14 protein-coding genes are annotated in these 17,635 nt (G+C 55.2%); 3 read left to right on the top strand and 11 right to left on the bottom strand.

Annotated features, from left to right (window positions below; genetic code table 11):
* The first annotated feature begins 212 nt into the window (after positions 1-212).
* Together ompF and WFO64_RS02650 are read left to right on the top strand one after the other, a co-directional pair.
* On the top strand, positions 213-1,349 hold the full coding sequence (gene ompF / locus WFO64_RS02655) for a porin OmpF (protein WP_337008677.1): 1,137 nt from the start codon (positions 213-215) through the stop codon (positions 1,347-1,349).
* 231 nt (positions 1,350-1,580) lie between these two features.
* A complete protein-coding gene (locus tag WFO64_RS02650; protein ID WP_337008675.1) occupies positions 1,581-2,771 on the top strand; it encodes an amino acid aminotransferase in 1,191 nt (396 codons plus the stop codon).
* Between the two features lie 42 nt (positions 2,772-2,813).
* Here WFO64_RS02650 and WFO64_RS02645 read toward each other — a convergent pair whose 3' ends face one another.
* The 7 genes from WFO64_RS02645 to cmoM all read right to left on the bottom strand — a co-directional run bounded on the left by WFO64_RS02645 (position 2,814) and on the right by cmoM (position 13,470).
* Positions 2,814-3,443, bottom strand: coding sequence for an MBL fold metallo-hydrolase (locus WFO64_RS02645; protein WP_337008673.1), 630 nt, complete (start codon positions 3,441-3,443; stop codon positions 2,814-2,816).
* 39 nt (positions 3,444-3,482) lie between these two features.
* The gene (locus WFO64_RS02640) at positions 3,483-4,031 is read right to left on the bottom strand and encodes a YcbK family protein (RefSeq protein WP_337008672.1); all 549 of its coding nucleotides are present in this window, start codon (positions 4,029-4,031) and stop codon (positions 3,483-3,485) included.
* Between the two features lie 185 nt (positions 4,032-4,216).
* The gene (ldtD, locus tag WFO64_RS02635; RefSeq protein WP_337008671.1) at positions 4,217-6,028 is read right to left on the bottom strand and encodes a L,D-transpeptidase; all 1,812 of its coding nucleotides are present in this window, start codon (positions 6,026-6,028) and stop codon (positions 4,217-4,219) included.
* A gap of 147 nt (positions 6,029-6,175) precedes the next feature.
* Positions 6,176-10,663: a chromosome partition protein MukB gene (gene mukB / locus WFO64_RS02630; RefSeq protein ID WP_337008669.1), complete on the bottom strand. Its 4,488-nt coding sequence runs from the start codon at positions 10,661-10,663 to the stop codon at positions 6,176-6,178.
* On the bottom strand, positions 10,660-11,385 hold the full coding sequence (gene mukE, locus WFO64_RS02625) for a chromosome partition protein MukE (RefSeq protein WP_337008667.1): 726 nt from the start codon (positions 11,383-11,385) through the stop codon (positions 10,660-10,662). The genes mukB and mukE overlap by 4 nt, the downstream gene beginning before the upstream one ends.
* Positions 11,366-12,688, bottom strand: coding sequence for a chromosome partition protein MukF (mukF, locus tag WFO64_RS02620; RefSeq protein ID WP_337008665.1), 1,323 nt, complete (start codon positions 12,686-12,688; stop codon positions 11,366-11,368). The genes mukE and mukF overlap by 20 nt, the downstream gene beginning before the upstream one ends.
* Positions 12,685-13,470, bottom strand: coding sequence for a tRNA uridine 5-oxyacetic acid(34) methyltransferase CmoM (gene cmoM, locus WFO64_RS02615; RefSeq protein ID WP_337008663.1), 786 nt, complete (start codon positions 13,468-13,470; stop codon positions 12,685-12,687). The genes mukF and cmoM overlap by 4 nt, the downstream gene beginning before the upstream one ends.
* 125 nt (positions 13,471-13,595) lie before the next feature.
* Between cmoM and elyC the strand changes: the two genes are divergently transcribed.
* The gene (gene elyC / locus WFO64_RS02610; protein ID WP_337008661.1) at positions 13,596-14,381 is read left to right on the top strand and encodes an envelope biogenesis factor ElyC; all 786 of its coding nucleotides are present in this window, start codon (positions 13,596-13,598) and stop codon (positions 14,379-14,381) included.
* On the opposite strand, the gene WFO64_RS02605 is transcribed toward elyC, so the two are convergent.
* The 4 genes from WFO64_RS02605 to WFO64_RS02590 all read right to left on the bottom strand — a co-directional run bounded on the left by WFO64_RS02605 (position 14,361) and on the right by WFO64_RS02590 (position 17,614).
* Positions 14,361-15,254 carry a hypothetical protein gene (locus tag WFO64_RS02605; protein ID WP_337008659.1) on the bottom strand — a complete coding sequence of 298 codons (894 nt, stop codon included), beginning with the start codon at positions 15,252-15,254 and terminating at the stop codon, positions 14,361-14,363. The genes elyC and WFO64_RS02605 overlap by 21 nt on opposite strands.
* 111 nt (positions 15,255-15,365) lie before the next feature.
* Positions 15,366-16,115 (bottom strand): 3-deoxy-manno-octulosonate cytidylyltransferase, encoded by a 750-nt coding sequence (kdsB, locus tag WFO64_RS02600; protein WP_337008657.1) that lies wholly within the window; start codon positions 16,113-16,115, stop codon positions 15,366-15,368.
* Positions 16,112-16,294, bottom strand: a complete 183-nt coding sequence (locus WFO64_RS02595; protein WP_003849374.1) for a Trm112 family protein — start codon at positions 16,292-16,294, stop codon at positions 16,112-16,114. Before WFO64_RS02595 ends, kdsB begins: the two co-directional genes overlap by 4 nt.
* A gap of 105 nt (positions 16,295-16,399) precedes the next feature.
* Positions 16,400-17,614 carry a winged helix-turn-helix domain-containing protein gene (locus tag WFO64_RS02590; RefSeq protein ID WP_337008655.1) on the bottom strand — a complete coding sequence of 405 codons (1,215 nt, stop codon included), beginning with the start codon at positions 17,612-17,614 and terminating at the stop codon, positions 16,400-16,402.
* Positions 17,615-17,635: the final 21 nt, after the last annotated feature.

Here is a 17,635-nt window from a genome sequence, read left to right as displayed (position 1 = left end):
CAAAGTTCCGTATTTTTTACACTTTGTAATACAAATTTTCTCTTTGAAACCAGATTACGAGTTTAGTAGCATTTTCGAGGTAGAATTACGGCGGGGGGGATGGAAAGATGCGTGCAGACACAGGAAGACACCAAACTTCGTTCAGGGTTCCCGTAAAGGTTTCTTGACGGCAGTGGCAGGTGTACAAATAACTCCAATGAGGGTAATGAATAATGATGAAGCGCAATATTCTTGCAGTGATTATCCCAGCTCTGTTAGCCGCCGGCGCAGCAAACGCTGCAGAAATCTATAACAAAGACGGCAACAAACTGGACCTGTACGGTAAAGCTGTTGGTCTGCACTACTTCTCTGATAACGATGCCGCGGATAACGATGGCAACAACGGCGACAAATCTTACGTTCGTTTTGGTTTCAAGGGCGAAACGCAGATTAATGACCAACTGACTGGTTACGGCCAGTGGGAATACAACATTCAGGCGAACAACTCTGAAGGTTCAGACGCACAAGATGGTAACAGAACCCGTCTGGGCTTTGCCGGTCTGAAATTCGGTGACGCTGGCTCAATCGACTACGGCCGTAACTACGGTGTGGTTTATGATGCAATTGGCTGGACCGACATGCTGCCAGAGTTCGGTGGCGACTCAGGATATTCAGATAACTTCATGAACGGTCGTAGCACCGGCCTGCTGACCTACCGCAACACCAACTTCTTTGGTCTGGTAGATGGCTGGGACTTCGCAGTTCAGTATCAGGGTAAAAATGAGCGTACTGACACCCGTCGTGCTAACGGCGACGGCTGGGGCGCTTCAACCAGCTATACCTCACCAATCGGTGTCGGTGTTGTTGGTGCATATAGCAGCAGCGATCGCACTGACTCTCAGGCAGACGGCACCACTGACATTAATGGCAACGTAGTTGGTCAGGGTAAACGCGCAGAAAACTGGGCAACTGCTCTGAAATATGATGCAAACAACGTTTACCTGGCAGCGATGTACGGTGAAACCCGTAACTCTACGCCAATTACTGTTAACACCAGTGTGAATGCTGCAGGCGTTACACAGACAGGTGCTGCCTCTGCTAATAAAGCACAGAACATTGAACTTGTTGCACAGTATCAGTTCGACTTCGGTCTGCGCCCATCCATTGCTTATGTACAATCTAAAGGCAAGGACATTGAAGGCGTGGGCGATGCTGACCTGGTTAAATACATCGACGTGGGCGCGACCTACTACTTCAACAAAAACATGTCTACCTATGTGGACTATCAGATCAACCAGCTGGATGACAACAACGCGCTGGGCCTGAACACTGATGACACTGTAGCCGTAGGCCTGGTTTACCAGTTCTAATCCTGCTTAAACATGTTGAAAAACGGGGCTACGGCCCCGTTTTTTATGTCTGTGATTCCCCTGAACCGCCTATCTTCCCGCCCTGTTACCCCGTTTTAACCTCTGCATTTCCTCGTCGCGCAATCCACACTGCAAAATGTATGAATTTGTCTCGCAAACGGTTGGCATTTGCCTGACCGGGCGCTAACCTGAGAGCCCTCTTGCTAAAGTTCACGCTAATGGACCTGACACATGTTTGAATCGATCTCTGCTGCACCCGCCGATCCTATTCTTGGGCTGGCCGATCTGTTTCGTGCTGACGACCGCCCCGAAAAAATAAACCTGGGTATTGGCGTCTATAAAGACGAAACCGGCAAGACCCCGGTGCTGACCAGTGTTAAAAAAGCTGAGCAATACCTGCTGGAAAATGAAACCACCAAAAACTATCTCAGCATTGATGGTCTGGCTGATTTTGCCCGCTGCACACAGGCCCTGCTGTTCGGCAACCAGAGCCCGCTAATCACCGCTGGCCGCGCTCGCACGGCTCAGACACCGGGTGGTACAGGCGCGCTACGCGTTGCAGCCGATTTCCTCGCCACGCAAACATCGGTGAAACGGGTCTGGATCAGCAATCCGAGCTGGCCGAATCACAACAACGTGTTCAATGCAGCCGGCCTTGAGGTCTGTGAATACCATTATTACGACCCGGCAAACCATACGCTGGATTTTGAGAGCATGCTGGCGTCGCTGCAGCAGGTTCAGCCTGGTGACGTGGTGCTGTTCCACGGCTGCTGCCATAACCCGACCGGTATCGACCCGACCGCTGAGCAGTGGCAGCAGTTGGCGCAGCTTTCACAGGCCAATGACTGGTTGCCGTTGTTCGACTTCGCCTATCAGGGCTTTGCCCGGGGTCTGGAGGAAGATGCAGAAGGCCTGCGTATTTTTGCTGCATCGCATCAGGAATTGATCGTCGCCAGTTCTTACTCTAAGAACTTCGGCCTGTACAACGAGCGTGTGGGTGCCATCACCCTGGTGGCGGCGGAAGCCAGCGTGGCAGATACGGCGTTCAGCCAGGTCAAATATACCATTCGTGCGAACTACTCCAATCCGCCAGCGCATGGTGCGGCCATCGTCGCCACGATTCTGGGCAACGATACCCTGCGCACCATCTGGGAGCAGGAGCTGTCGGACATGCGCCAGCGCATTCAGCGCATGCGCCAATTGTTTGTGAACACACTGGCGGAAAAAGGCGCACAGCGCGACTTCAGCTTTATCATTAAGCAGAACGGCATGTTCTCGTTTAGTGGATTAACCAAAGACCAGGTAATTCGGCTGCGTGAAGAGTTTGGTGTCTATGCCGTCAACTCAGGCCGGGTGAATGTGGCGGGCATGACGCCAGACAATATGTCTGCGCTGTGCGAAGCGATTGTCGCCGTGCTGTAAGCAGGATGACCTAATTGAAAAATGGGCCTGCTGGCCCATTTTTTATTGCAGAAAAGGATTACTGATGCGTTCACGTCCCAGCGTAGAAATCGGGCCGTGACCGGGCAGAAACGTAACATCATCGCCCAGCGGCAGTAATTTTGTGCGGATAGCATCAATTAACTGCTGATGATCGCCCTGCGGGAAGTCTGTGCGTCCCACACCACCATTAAAAATCACATCGCCTGAGATCAGTAACCGTCCTGAACGGTCAAAGAACACCACATGGCCAGGCGAATGTCCCGGGCAGTGCAGGACTTCCAGCGTGGTCAGCCCTACCTGTACGCTCTCCCCCTCTTCCAGCCAGCGGTCGGGCGTAAAAGGTGCACATTCATCAAGTCCGAACATCCGGCTCTGGGTAGGCAGTGCTTCCAGCCAGAATGCATCACGCTTATGCGGTCCGATAATCGGAATCTGGTAGAAAGCAGCCAGTTCGACAGCTGCCCCGACGTGATCAAGGTGTCCATGCGTCAGCAGAATCTGAGTCGGTTTAAGTTTGCAATGCTGCAGCGTTTGTTTGATTAGATCGGCATCGCCGCCAGGGTCGACCAGTGCGGCTTCACGAGTAGTGTCGCACCAGATAACTGAGCAGTTTTGGGCAAACGCTGTAACAGGAATAATGTGGTAATTCATAACGCTCCATGACCGGCTCACGCAGCGTTGCCGGTATCATTACCAGTGCCTGATCGGCCCGGTATCAATATGTACAAAGTTACTGCGGGGATAATATCCTACACCACCGGCACGCAGAGATAACGCCGCTTTGCGAACATTGGCTAATGAAATACCTTCAATATGGAAATCCATTGCCTGGCCTTTGGTGTGATAGCTGTGCTTTGCCACCCCAGGACCGCTCTCACGTAACATATTGTTGGTTGCAAGTGAACGATAGCCGGAAACCAGCTGGATCGGTTTACGCATTCCCAGCAGCGCCTGCAAGCGGAAGATTTGGTCAAACAGGTGCGGGTCAATGCTTTTCACTTTATTGGCCCGATAGTCACGGAAAAAGTGATTTAATCGTGACAACTCATCCTTGTCGTAACTCTTACCATTAAAAAACTCAGTTTTAAGGGTTTCACCGGTGTGGAGATTATTAAGCATCAATACACGCGGGCGAGACGTAGAAAGCGAGGCCTTAGCAGAAGCGGGCAATAATGCCAGTCCAGCGGCGGCGCTACCGCATAGCAGTAGTTTGCGACGAAAAGAATCAATAGTAGACATGTAACGGTTTACCTGAGAGTGAAGCCATAGAAATGTGTAAAAAGCGCACAGGCCGAACCATAACTTTCTCTCAGTGGAGCGTCAACCCATCAGCAAACGGTTTGCGAGGCGATCCCCGAAGCGATCGCCATTTGATCATATTTTTCTGAATGACCGGCGGGCTGCTAACGATTTAAAATCAATCACTAGAGCAGCAATTGCTCAGCCCGGCTCAGAGCCTGACTGCCCGAACGGGCGGTGTCATCATAATTGTAAATATCTGTGCGGAACTGCGGTTTGCCATCATCAGCAACCCACGCCGTCAGATAATAGAGATTGACCGGAATGCGATGGCGAATCGACACATAGCGGGTGTCACCCTCTTTCAACGTGCTGGAAATACGGACATCGTTCCAGCCCGCATCCTGAAGTAATAAGCCAGCCAATTCAGACGCTTTGTTTACACGGACGCAGCCTGAGCTGAGCGCGCGGATATCACGCTGAAACAAGTTATGGTTCGGCGTGTCGTGCAGGTAAATCGCATCTGAGCTTGGCATATTAAATTTATAACGGCCCAGCGCATTCGCCACGCCCGGCGCCTGAATCAGCCGATAAGGGAACGATGAGGCGGTAACCATGCGCCAGTCGATCATAGTGGGATCAATCACCTCGGCATCAGCGCTCCAGCCCGACAGCAGGGTATAACCATGCTTATAGAGATAAGTGGGATCCTGTTTCACCTTGGGAATAATATCTTGACGTACCAGCGTGGTCGGCACATTCCACGGCGGGTTCAGCACCACATTGTTCAGCGCACTGCGCATCAATGGTGTCTTGCGATCGGGACGTCCGACGATGACACGTGAGGAGAGGATCTTATTGCCGTTGTTGTAATAAATCAGCGAATAGTTGGCGATGTTCACCATGATGCCGTTGTGCATATCATCCGGCAGCAGGCGAAGGCGCTGAATATTCAACGCCAGCAGGGAAGCACGCATCTGCGGAGAGACGTTAAGCCACTGCCGCGTCCTGGCACCGATAGCACCGTCGCCATCCAGTCCCTGCCACTGCTGGAAACGCTTTACTGCAGCCACCAGCGTCTCGTCATAGACATTGGCGGTGTTCCCTTCCAGCGTCAAACTCTGCACGTTACCGGGCAATTGCGGCGAGGGCGCAGGCAGATCGGTGACGGGCGTGGCAGAAGGACTGACCGCGACCGGCTGCTCGCTGTGGCTCACCGGCGAGGCAGCAACCGGCACCGCATCTTCATCCGGTGCCGGCGTAACAGCCTGCGCGGTTAACATGCCGCTACGTTGCAATATTTCACGCAGCGCCGGAACATCGTCACTGACCTGTCCCGGACGCAGCGTTTCGTTTTTTTTCAACTGTGGCCAGGGCTGTTTATCATTAAGCAAGGTTTTCAGGGCAGCATGCATCGGTTGATACTGCGGGTGCTGCGGCTGGAGTGAAGTAATAAATGTATTGGCCGATCCCGCATTTACCGCGTTCTGCCACTGATTGACCACCGCCACTGACGGCTGTGTCAGCCGGTAGGGGACATTGCTGTAAAGCCAGGTTTCACCCTGCGTCGGTACATTTGAAACAAATTGCAGATAGCCCAGCATCGCATCGGAGAGCGCAACATCCCGTGCAAAGCCGGTGATGGCCGGGTTGGTCAGACGCTCAATCCAGCGCGTGAACTGCGGCTGGACGCCAGAAAGCGCCACCTCAGCCAACTGCTGCTGAAATTTCTGCACGGCCTGAGCATCCTGCCAGAGTGGCTGCATATGACGCGACGCATACAGTGTCGCCAATGGTGCAAGATAAAATGGCTGATCGGCGCTGGAAAACGCCTGCCGGATGCGTTGCTGACTTTCGGAGACGGAGATTGCCGCCCGCGGTGTCCCGGGCATAGCGGCAATGACAGCGGCCTGAGGTAGCGTAAATGGAACAACAGTTAGCGCCAGTGCTAACAATGATATAACGCGATGATGATTTAATGTTTTTACCAGCAACATCCCTGCCCCCTTATCTTTCAACTTCGCAGTGTTCCCTGTAACCACTGCAACCGCGCCGTGACTCATAATGTGAGTATACAAACAAAAACGGCATTTGCCTCATGTGACAAATGCCGTTTCCAGATTAACGAATGGTTCAGTTTTTGACTACGTCTCTGCCTGTGATTTTTCAGTCGTTAAATCGGGCAGAGAATCTGTTTCACTCACCGCACGCGCGGGTGAAGGATCGGCAGCAAAACCACGCAGGCCGACCACATGCACATGTTCGGTGTTGTTAAACACCTTACGCACCAGTTTGTAGGTGGTGCCTTTCTCCGGGCTGATATTCTCCGGTGCTGCAATCACCAGCTGCATCTCCAATCGCTCACAGAGTTCAAACAGCGTGGCGATGGAGCGGGCATCCAGACGGGCCGCTTCATCCAGGAACAGCAGTCGGCAAGGCGAAATATCTTTGCCACGCAGACGACGGGACTCCTCTTCCCAACTCTGCACCACCATCACCAGAATCGACATACCAGTACCGATCGCTTCACCGGTTGACAGCGCACCGCTTTCTGCACGCAGCCAGCCATCGGAACCCCGGTTGACTTCCACTTCCATCTCCAGATAGTTGCGGTAGTCCAGCAGCTCCTCACCGATGGTCTGCGGCGTCCGCTGCCCCATGTCGATATGCGGATTAAGACGCTGATAAAGTTTGGCGAGCGCCTCCGAGAAGGTCAGACGGTTGCTGTTAAAGAGATCCTGATGCTGCTCGTGCTCTTCCGACAGCGTATCCAGCAGCATGGCGTGGGTTTCACGCACGTTAACGTTAAGCCGCACGCTGCGCACCTGACCAAAGCTGACGGTCTGCAGGCCCTGGTTGAGCTGGCGGATGCGGTTCTGTTCACGCTGGATCGTTTTACGGATAATGTTGGCTGCACTGCGCGAACTGATCGCCAGCATCTGCTCACGCGCCGTCAGCTCTTCCGTCAGGCGATTCAGTTCGATTTCCATCTGCTCAATTGCTTCAACCGGATCGTCAGTACGAATAATATCCTGACGAATACGCTCGCGCAGATGCTGATAAACCGCAATAAAGAACTGAATTTTACGTTCCGGCCGTTTTGGATCTTCCGACAACCGTAGCACGTCGCGCAGATGTTCGTTGTCCGCCACCGCCAGACGCAGCGCACCCAGCGCTTTATCCGACATAGAACGCAGCTCATCACCGCTCAGGTAGGCCAGTTCACGACGATGCAGGCGACGTTCGACGCCATTCTCTTTCACCAGGCGCAGTACGTTACACCAGCCCGCTTTAGCGCTGACCACCTGTTCACGCACCTGATAATAATGACGCTCCAGCTGACGCAGTCGTTTCTGCAGGTTATCCATCTCCGCTTCACAGAAAGTGAGCTGTTTCTCCAGCTGATTACGGCGGGCGCGGTTATGGCTCAGTGCAGTGTAGAGTTCGTCACGGCGAACGCGTGCGCGTGCTTCTGCGCTGCTGTCAGCCTGGACGCCAATATCCTGCATCTCCTGCTGCAGCTCTTTCAGCATGTCGCGTTTGGCGTCCCAGGCGCTTTTCAGCGAGGCCAGCACCTGGGAATATTGCGTCAGCTGCGCCTGATGTTCACGCAGGCGATCACGACTGCGACTGCGTTCACCCTCAGCCTGTTCCAGACGCTGACGCAGTTTATCGGTGAGGTCGTTGTTGCCGTTAAGCATGCTGGCCGAGTCGTCATAGCTGAAGTGAGCGCGACGCTGCACGACTTCTGTCAGGGCAAAGGCCTGCTGACGCGCATTGCGCTGCTGCTGCTGGGCCTGTTGATAATCAGCCTGTAACTGCTCGTGCTGTTCCGGGTCGCTCTGTAATACAGCGATGATCGGTTCAAGTTTCGCCAGCTTAGCGCCATGCTGATGCAGGAAGCGCGCGGCTTCCTGTGCGGCATCGACCTGCTCGCGGATCTCTTCGCAGCGATCGCGCAGGGTATCGTCCAGCAGCAGATTGACGCGAGGTAGCAATCGGTTTAATTGTGAAACCCCCTCTTTCGCCAGCTCAAACTGCTGACGCTGCTGCTGATTATTGCTCTCATGCTGATTAAGCGCCCGCTCCAGTTCACCACGGCGCGCGCCCAGCTGACGGAGCTGCGCTTCCGGGTCGGCATCAAAGGCGACGGCCAGATGACTGCCGATAAAGCGGCTGAATGACTGATGCAGACGCTGAGTTTTCTGCACGTCGAACGACAGTGTGGCGTAGCGTTCGGCCAGCTTATCGCGCTCAAGGTGCAGCAGTTCAAGCTGATTCTCACGCGCCGCGCGGCCAAACAGCGGTATTTTCGGGAAGCGGGAATAACGCCACTGACGCTCTGCCACCTTCACCACCACCGCATTCTGCAGCTCATCCACGCTGAATACGCTGTCATCGAACGATTGAGGATCACCCTCGATCAGGTAGAGATCTTCCGGGCACTCCTCCAGGCCATCCAGCAACTCACGCACACGGGAGAGTTCAGGCACCACAATCGCATGACGTGACGGACCGTAGAGCGCTGAGAAATAAGGCGCATCATCCAGCGTCACATCGTCGTAAATCTCAGACAGCAACACGCCGCCAAAACGTTCTGCCAGCTGGGTCAGGCGCGCATCTTCTGCACCACCCGGCTGACTGAGCCGTTCGATCTGCTGTTCGATATCGCGTTTACATGCTGCCACTTCATCACGCTCGACGGTAGTTTCACGCTCACGCTCCAGCAGCTGCTGCATATATTCGGTGACGTCCTGGCTGCTGTTAAGCGCCTGGCCGGTCTGTTCGCTGAGCTGCGTCAGGATCTCCTGCGCCGCCAGCCAGTGTGGCGCACGGGCCGTCAGGTTGGCGATGCGTTCGCGCAGCTGTTCCAGCTCCTGACGCATCGTCATGCGCTGCTCACCGGCGTCGGAAACGCTGCTGTTCAGCTGTTCAATCTGGGCTTCAAGCTCCTGCTGCAAGCCTGCCAACGCATCTGCTTCATAATGCTGCCCCTGACGCTTGCAGAACTCGGCCAGCAGACGCTCCGCCTCAAGCTGCTCGCGCAGACGCTGTTCCAGCTCATTAAGACGCAGACGCAGCGAAGAGAGCTGTTCGGCGTGGTGCCGCTGGTTGCTGGCATCACGCAGCAATTCGCGACCGGTTTGCCAGGCATCCTGACGGCTCACGTCACCGGCAATGCTGGTCACCAGCGCCAGCGCCTGTTCGAACTGACTGTGCGCCGCTTCCGCCACGCTCAGCTTCTGCTCCAGACGCAGCAGGCGCTCTGTCGCCTCTTCCTCTTTGGCCTGGAAGCTTTCCTGCCATTCAGCGGCATTTTCGATGTTCAGTTCGGGCAATTGGCAAAGCGCGCGAGCGCGTTCCAGCGCCTGCAATGCCTGCTGGTACTGGATGGCGCGGGTTTGCTGCACGTCAAGCGCCTGCTGGAAATCGGCCAGCTGACTTTTCAGCTCATCCACTTCCAGCTCAGCCGCTTCGGCACGCGCTTCATTCTCTTCCTGAATTTCACGCGCTTCTGAGACCACTTCGGTCTGCTCTTCCAGCCGCAGCGTCAGATCTTCGATATCTGCGTCGTAGCGCTCAATCTTCTCCTGCTGACGCATCGCCGTCTGCACCAGGTTCAGGTGATCGCTGGCCGCCTGATAATCGACTTCGAGATCGTTTTCTGCGCCACTGTGCTCGGCCAGTTCGCGCGCCATCTCAACATGACGATACTGCTCGGTGGCGAGTTGCTTACGGCTGCTGAACAGCTCATTGCGCAGCTGTAACGCGCTGTCCAGGTGTCCCCGACGCTCGTTAGCGTGGCGCATATAGTCCGCTGAAACATAGCTGGTCGCTTCTGAGATCAGATGCTTAAAGAGATCGCGATCAGACTGGGTAACACGGATCGCCTCCAGCGTCATACGGTTCTCGCGCAGCGCGGCTTCCATATCCTGGAACGCTTTACGCACACCACTGTTTTCAGGCAGGAGGTAATCACGCAGAGAGCGGGTGATGGCGCTGGAGATACCGCCATACAGCGAGGCTTCAATCAGGCGATAGAACTTGCTGCGATCGCTGGCCGAGCGCAGACGGCGCGGCACCACGCCCAGATCAAACATCATGGCGTGATAATCGGTCACCGAGTTATAGGCGCGGAACTGCACGCCTTCCTGCGCTTCAACCCGCTCTTTCACCTCATTCAGTGGCAACACGCGTGCCTGACGGCTGTTAAGCACTTCCGTCAGCATATCGGTCGGGTTAGTATCGGTTGGCAGACCATGGATACTGAACGGCTTGATATCGACCTTTTTATCGCGTCCGGCGACCTGTTGCAGACGCACACCGACTACCACTCGCTGATGGCGAGAGTTCACCACATCCAGCATGGAGTAGCAGACGCCGGCCCGCAGTTTACCGTGCAGGCCCTTGTCACGTGACCCTGACGTCGCGCCCGCTTCGGTGGTGTTACGGAAATGCAGCAGCGTTAAATCGGGGATCAGCGCGGTGACAAATGCCGCCATCGTAGTGGACTTACCTGCACCGTTACCGCCTGACAACGTGGTTACTAATTCATCAAGATCAAAGGTGCGGGCAAAAAAACCGTTCCAGTTGATCAGCGTAAGCGAACGAAACTTTCCGCGCTCAATCATGCCTGTTCTTCCTCTGCGTTCTCACTCGCGTCGTCTTCCTGCCCTTCACCTTCATCGGTGTCGACCGGAGCAGTGGCGTTTTCCAGTAGCATTGCCTCACCATCACGGATCAGACGAAGCTGCGCTTCACGGGCGTCATCACCGGCACGCACATCGGCACCAAAGCGGAACACCGATTCCGTGATGCGAAATTTGCTGCTGTCGTTGCCAAAAAACCACACCATGCCAAGGCGACGCAGGCGGCTCAGGGAAGCGCGCACTTTCTCCTGCAGTTTGGTGCGATCCAGATCTGAACCCGTTGAACGCTGGTTTACCAGCTTCAGCAGACGGTTCTCATCGCCCAGTGAGAGCAGCTCGTCATACAATTCCTGCTGGGTGAAGATCCCTTCATTGGCCAGTCGTTCCGGGCTGAGGTAGAGATAGCAGAGAATCTTACCGACCATCATGTCCAGCTCAGAGAGCACAGAACGCGGAATCAGCGTGGTTGAACGCGGACGCAGATAGAAAAAGCCTTCCGGCGCACGAATTAACTCAACGTTATAGCGACTGTAGAACTCTTCGAGAAATGACTGGTAGTCCATCAGAAAAGCGTGATTATCCAGCTCTTCGATACCGATATGGCGTCCGGCGCGCAACTGGCTGTCCAGCGCGGGAAAAATCGGGTTGGCCAGTGCCTGTGCCAGTTTAACCGGCATCACTTGTTCAATATTTGTCGATGACATGTGCCTGCACCTTGGCTCCGTAATCATTGATGGCTTGCCATTCCACAGGCAAACCGGCTAAATCGGCTTCCGCTACGCCAAGGCGCACCGCCTGATCCACCACAATGCGCGCCAGATCGAAATGGCGGGCGCGGGGATACTGGGCCAGGTAGTCGCGCATCACTGACGCGAGGTTGAGCGGTTTTTGTTGCGATTTGTAGACCTGTAGCGCTTTTTCAATCATCGCTGCCAGCTGTTCGCGGATTTCGTTGATCTCTTCGTATTCCATCTCCGGTGGCAGTTCGCCCATGACTTCGTCATTCCGCAGCGTCAGTGCCTCATCGCGCATGTCATAAAGTCGGTCGGCGTTGGCGTAGGTCAGCGCCCAGGGCGCGTCGAAGTAATTCTGCACCGATACCCGCAGGCGCTGAGCAAAGACGCGGTTTTTATCCATGTCGATAGCGGTACGGATAAATTTATGAACGTGGCGGTCATAGCCGATCCACAAGTCGATCGCCTGCTGGCCCCAGCTGGTAATACGGTCGAGTTTACTTTGCAGATCAAACACCAGCTTATCGACGAAGCCCAGATCGGGACTGTCCAGTGTGGCATCCTGAATCCGCAGCAGATTTTCCTGCAGTTTGTCGCCCGCGGCTTCCAGCGTATCCTGCAGTTCACGCAACGTCCCTGACGTTTCAGAGAGCAGCATTTCACAGCTGGAAATAGCCGCGCGCCAGTCTTTATTCAGCAGTTCAGCGATATCGTTTTTAACCTCCTGCTGCTGTTCATCCATCAGACGCTGAGTCATATCAATGCTGTCGAAGATCTCCGCCACCGAATATTTCAGTGGCGCGAAAACATTGCGGTGCCAGTGAAACTCATCGCCGTTTTCCTGTGCGGCATCGGCTGCCCGCTTAAGCTCACTGGCAACAATCGAAAGCTGCATCGACAGACGCAGGGTCGAAAACTCACGTTGACGGATGTAATAGTCGGTGATGCCGATCGCCAGCGGCGTCAGGCGATAGATGGCGTTTCCTTCGGTGAGCTCGCTGGTAAAACGGTTGAGCAGGCGCTGTCGCACCATATCGTTGATAGCGTTGTTGGCGCGAACCAGCACAGTTTCGTGGGTTTGTTCGAAAGCTTTGCTGACGTGACGGAAAGCATCAATCAGGTCGCCTTCGCTCATTTCGCCATCCATCCGCTCACCGTTGAGGGTGGCGATAGCCAGCAAAAAGGCCAGACGTTCCACTGGCAGCGCAAGCGAAAAGTCATTTTTGCGCGCCCAGGATACCAGTTCAGGTACCGTCTGGGAAAATTCACTCATAATTCGTCCTTCTGCCCGGGTTTACGCGCGGTCACGTGGATGTAACGCCCTAAGCTCAAAAAGGGTTCCTGACGGCAGTAACGCCGCTCCATCTCAATAATTTCGTCGTCGCTTTTTGGCTCGCCCTTGGGCGGCTTCATGTAGTCACTGAACACCCGGATTCCGGCACGCTGCTCAATCACAAAGCCGCACGCCTCCAGCCAGCGATAGACCTGATTGGGGTCGCGCGGATAGTCAGGCGACAGCGTTCGCTTTTTGCGTTTGGTCAGGTTGGTGCGCAGATACCCGAAATTACCCAGCGTTAAGGTGCGCAATGTCAGGCCGTGCAGATTGTAAAACATCAGCGACATGACGCCCCCTGGACGCAGCAGGTCGAAGAGCGCTTTCAGCACCTTCTCCGGTTCAGCGACCCACTCAAGCACAGCGTGGAACAATACCAGATCCACCGGCTTATCCAAATGTTCGCCCACCTGCTGCGCGCTAATTTGTCTGAATTGCATGTTGTGGCTCACACCCTGCGCCGCTGCATTTTCCTCTGCCCGGCGCAGCATCTCGCCGGAGAGGTCGCACAGCAGAACCTGATGGCCCTGCGCAGCAAGCCCGCTGGAGACCTGGCCGATACCGCCGCCAGCATCCAGCACCGACAGCGGATAGGGTGAAAGTCCGGGCAGTATCATCTCCAGTTCATCCCGGAGGATGGCCTGACGTATCTTCCCTTTGGTGGTGCCGTAAATATTTTGCGAAAATTTATCCGCGAGATCGTCAAAGTTACGATCCTGCATGGCATGCGCTCCGGTATGCTGCGGTGAAACTTGTGCTATTTTGTCACAGGCACCAGAAGAATGAACCTTTCATCCCCATCTTCCCTTCCGGGTGCTCTATTTTCGGACAACAGGACTCTTTTTTGATGTTATTTACCCTAAAAAAAGTCACTGGCGGGCTGCTTTTACCCCTGCCGTTTCTGCTTTTGCTGATGGCGCTGGGCATTTTACTGCTTTGGTTTACTGGCTGGCAGAAAAGCGGCAAAACCGTGATCTCCATCAGCTGGCTGCTACTGCTACTGCTGAGCCTGCAACCGCTGGCCGATCGTCTGCTTTTGCCGCTGGACAGGAGCTATCCGACCTGGAATGGCGCAGAGAAGGTGGATTACATTGTGGTGCTGGGCGGAGGCTACACCTTTAACCCGGCGTGGGCGCCCAGCTCGAACCTGCTGAATAACAGTCTGCCGCGCGTGGCAGAAGGTGTTCGTCAGTGGCAGCGTAATCCAGAGTCGACGCTAATTTTTACCGGCGCAGCGGGTGGCACCAATCCAAAGAGCAGTGCCTGGGTAGCGGCACAGGTAGCGGAAAGTCTGGGCGTTCCGCGCGAACATATTCAGATTCTCGACAAGCCTCGCGACACAGCGGATGAAGCGCAGGCGGTCAAAACTGTGGTTGGAGATCGCCCGTTGCTGCTGGTCACCTCAGCGAATCATATGCCGCGGGCAATACGCTTTTTCCATGCGGCAGGGCTTGAGCCGATTGCTGCGCCTGCCAATCAGCTGGCGATTACGTCACCACTGAATGGATGGGAACGGGCGATACCGTCATCAATCTGGCTGAGTCACAGTGAACGTGCGGTCTATGAAGCGCTTGGCTCGCTCTTGCAGCATTTCAAAGGCGAGGAAACGAGCTCAACCGAGCCAGGGAAGTAATTGAGCGTGGGCATGCTCAAAACGCGGACGATTAAACGTGCCGGTCTGAATCAGATTGTCGATGCAATCCCACAGTTGGTAAACCCACCGACGCCAGAGAAAGCCCTCAGAAACCGGTGCCCTTTGCAGGTAACTGTGCAGCAGCGCCGTTTCAGCGGGCGACGCGTCCAGATGGATCAGATCATATTCACGGGGTGCCCAGAGAATCGTGCCCGGCTGCGTCATCGCGATTAACTGGTCACTGCGGCTATTTTTCAGCATGCTTTGCAGCCGCACGTTGCCGTGCACCATGATGCAGGGATCGTCGAATTCGCGAAACAGATGCGTCAGTCGCGCCCGGCAGCGGAACAGAATCTGGCGATCGTCCAGCGTAAAATCTGGCGGACGCAGATAGCTCAGGGTCGTCCACAACACCTCAACCTTTTGGGCATACCAGGCGGGCCAGCTGTTTTGCTGCGTGCTGTCCACCGTTCCGACCAGACCGTGACTGTCGAGCCGGTGCCAGGCAAGCAGCCCCTCAACCACCTGTTCGCAAAACTGTTGCCAGCGATGAGCATCCCGCGCCGGCGCCTCCGCCGTCACACCATTAAGTCGCGCCAGCAAAAGCATTTCATGCACCGGAGGCTGCTGGCTCATCACCAGGCCATAAACCGCTGGCACCGCAATCAACCCGGCCTGCCCCAGCAACGCCAGCTTTCTGGCTTCCATCGCCGCCCGTCCCTGATGCCGAAAATATTTTGCCACCACCGGCATGGGGCGGCCTTCCCGATCGTATAACGCATAAAGCCGGGTGGGTGGATGTTCACTGATCATTTCGAGGCGGCTGATGGTTTCACCCAACGCCAGCGTGAGTTCCGATTTAAGGTGTTCCATGTGGTATCCTCCTCAGATGAATATCACAATATCCTGAAGGAAGTGTTGGAGATAAGTTTAGCGGCGGATCAAGAAGGTTGCGCTGAAACGGGGAGACCGGCTCCCCATATGTCAGGCCTGCATAGCATTACGGACGCGTTGCAAGTCGTCTGGCGTGTCCACACCCACACTGGGGAGGGTTTTCGCCACGGCAACATGGATTTTTTCGCCGTACCATAAAACACGCAGTTGCTCGAGCAGCTCAATCTGTTCCAGGGGGCAAGGCGCCCACGCGACATAGCGGCGAATGAAACCGGCACGATAGGCGTAGATACCAATGTGACGCAGCAGCGTATCGCCAATCTGCTCACGCGATGCGGCATAGCGTTCACGATCCCAGGGAATGGTCGCCCGTGAGAAATAGAGCGCGTAGCCATTCACATCCATGACGACTTTCACCGCGTTCGGATTAAAGGCTTCTTCCGCATCGGTGATCGGCACCGCCAGCGTCGCCATCCCGGCCGCCGATCCCGCCAGATTGGTCGCCACCTGACGCACAATCTCTGCCGGAATCATCGGCTCGTCACCCTGCACGTTGACGATGATTTCATCATCAGCAAACTGATATTTTTCGATCACTTCCGCCAGCCGCTCCGTGCCGGACTGGTGATCGGCGCGCGTCATGCAGACTTCGCCGCCAGCCGCTTCCACTGCCAGCGCCACATCAGGATGATCGGTGGCAACAATGACCCGGCTGGCACCCGATTCACGGGCGCGCTCCATCACATGCACAACCATCGGTTTACCGTGAATATCGAGCAGCGGCTTGCCGGGTAAGCGGGTTGACGCATAACGCGCAGGAATGATGGCGGTGAAACTCATGGATGAATCTCTTCAACCGACAGCGTGCGGGCTTCCGTTTCCAGCAGCACCGGAATGCCGTCCCGGACCGGGAAGGCCAGGCCATCAGGTTTGCAGATCAGCTCTTGCTGAGCATTGTTGAAGTAAAGTTTGCCATTGCACACCGGGCAGGCAACGATTTCGAGTAAACGATGATCCATATGTCCTCCATCAGGGACCGAATGCTTAAGAATTAAAGCATACCATAGCGCGGCGCATGCGGGATGGGGTAAAACGCCATCCCACAGCGGCTGCTTTAAAATTGATTAATCCAGCGTCCACAGGGCTGGCCACTGATCGTTAAGTGCATCGGGTACCTGCAGGATAGTGACGCTTTCTGCCCCCTGCCAGGCTGCAAAGCGTTCAATCGCACGCCGGATATCCACGACAAAGCGCGCCGTGACCCGGGTCTTCTCTTCCAGCCAGATATTTTTAATCTCCAGCTGCCTTGCCTGACGCAGCATGCGGGCATCCAGCCGCCCTTTTATCTGACCGCGATGGAGGATGGGCAAAACAAAATAGCCAAATTTGCGTTTTTCAGCCGGAGTATAGCACTCGATACGATAGTCAAAGTTAAATAGCTCCAGTGCACGTTTGCGATCCCATACCACCGGATCAAACGGCGACAACAGCGCGCTATGCGTCGCCTGCAACGGTGTCTCCAGCAACGGCAAATAGTCACGATGCAGCCACATCTCACCCAGTCCCTCTGTATTGACGGCGACCAAATCGCCCGCAGCCTCGGCGTCAGAGATAAAGTCTTTCAGAGGTGCCCGCTTCAGGCGATAGTAATCCGCCAGCCAGTCTGCGCGGAAAATCCCTAAGCTGCGGGCGCTGTTCATCAGCATCTGACGGGTTGCCTCCGCTTCGCTGATGCCATGTATCGCATCCTGCCAGTCGGGCATGACGCGGCTGCGCAGGTCGTAGACACGCTGAAAATTACGGCGTTCGGCGACCATCAGCTCACCGGCGCTGAACAGATTTTCCAGATGGCGTTTGTGCGGTTTCCATGCCCACCATCCCGATTTAGGGTTATCGGCATGGGTAAAATCGGCGGCGCGCACCGGGCCGTTATCCCTGATTTGCTGCAGTAATTCAGCAATGGCCTGCTGGTGGTCAGCGACCCATTGTGCGTTGTATTTCCAGCCCAGACGTTCCGGCGACAGCATGCGATGACGAAGAAGTCTGTAATCGGCACGGGGAATAAAGCAGGCTTCGTGCGCCCAGTACTCAAAGAGTTCGCCCTCAGCCTGCGCCTGTTCCAGCCATCCCTGAGGATAGTTACCCAGGCGGCTGAACAGCACCAGATAAGGACTGCGGGCCACCACATAGATGGTATCGATTTGCAGCAGCGACATGCGTGAGATGCAGTTAATCAGATCCGGATAAACGGCGCGTTTTGCAGGAGCACGCAGCAGGCCCTGCGCGGCGAGATGAAGATGACGGGCCTGCTGCAATGAAAGTGAATGCGGGCTGTTCATTCTCTTCCTTATCAGGCTTCA

It is taken from the genome of Pantoea sp. AS142, from assembly GCF_037152305.1.
Lineage (GTDB): Bacteria > Pseudomonadota > Gammaproteobacteria > Enterobacterales > Enterobacteriaceae > Pantoea.
This window is presented reverse-complemented; position numbering and strand designations above follow the sequence as displayed.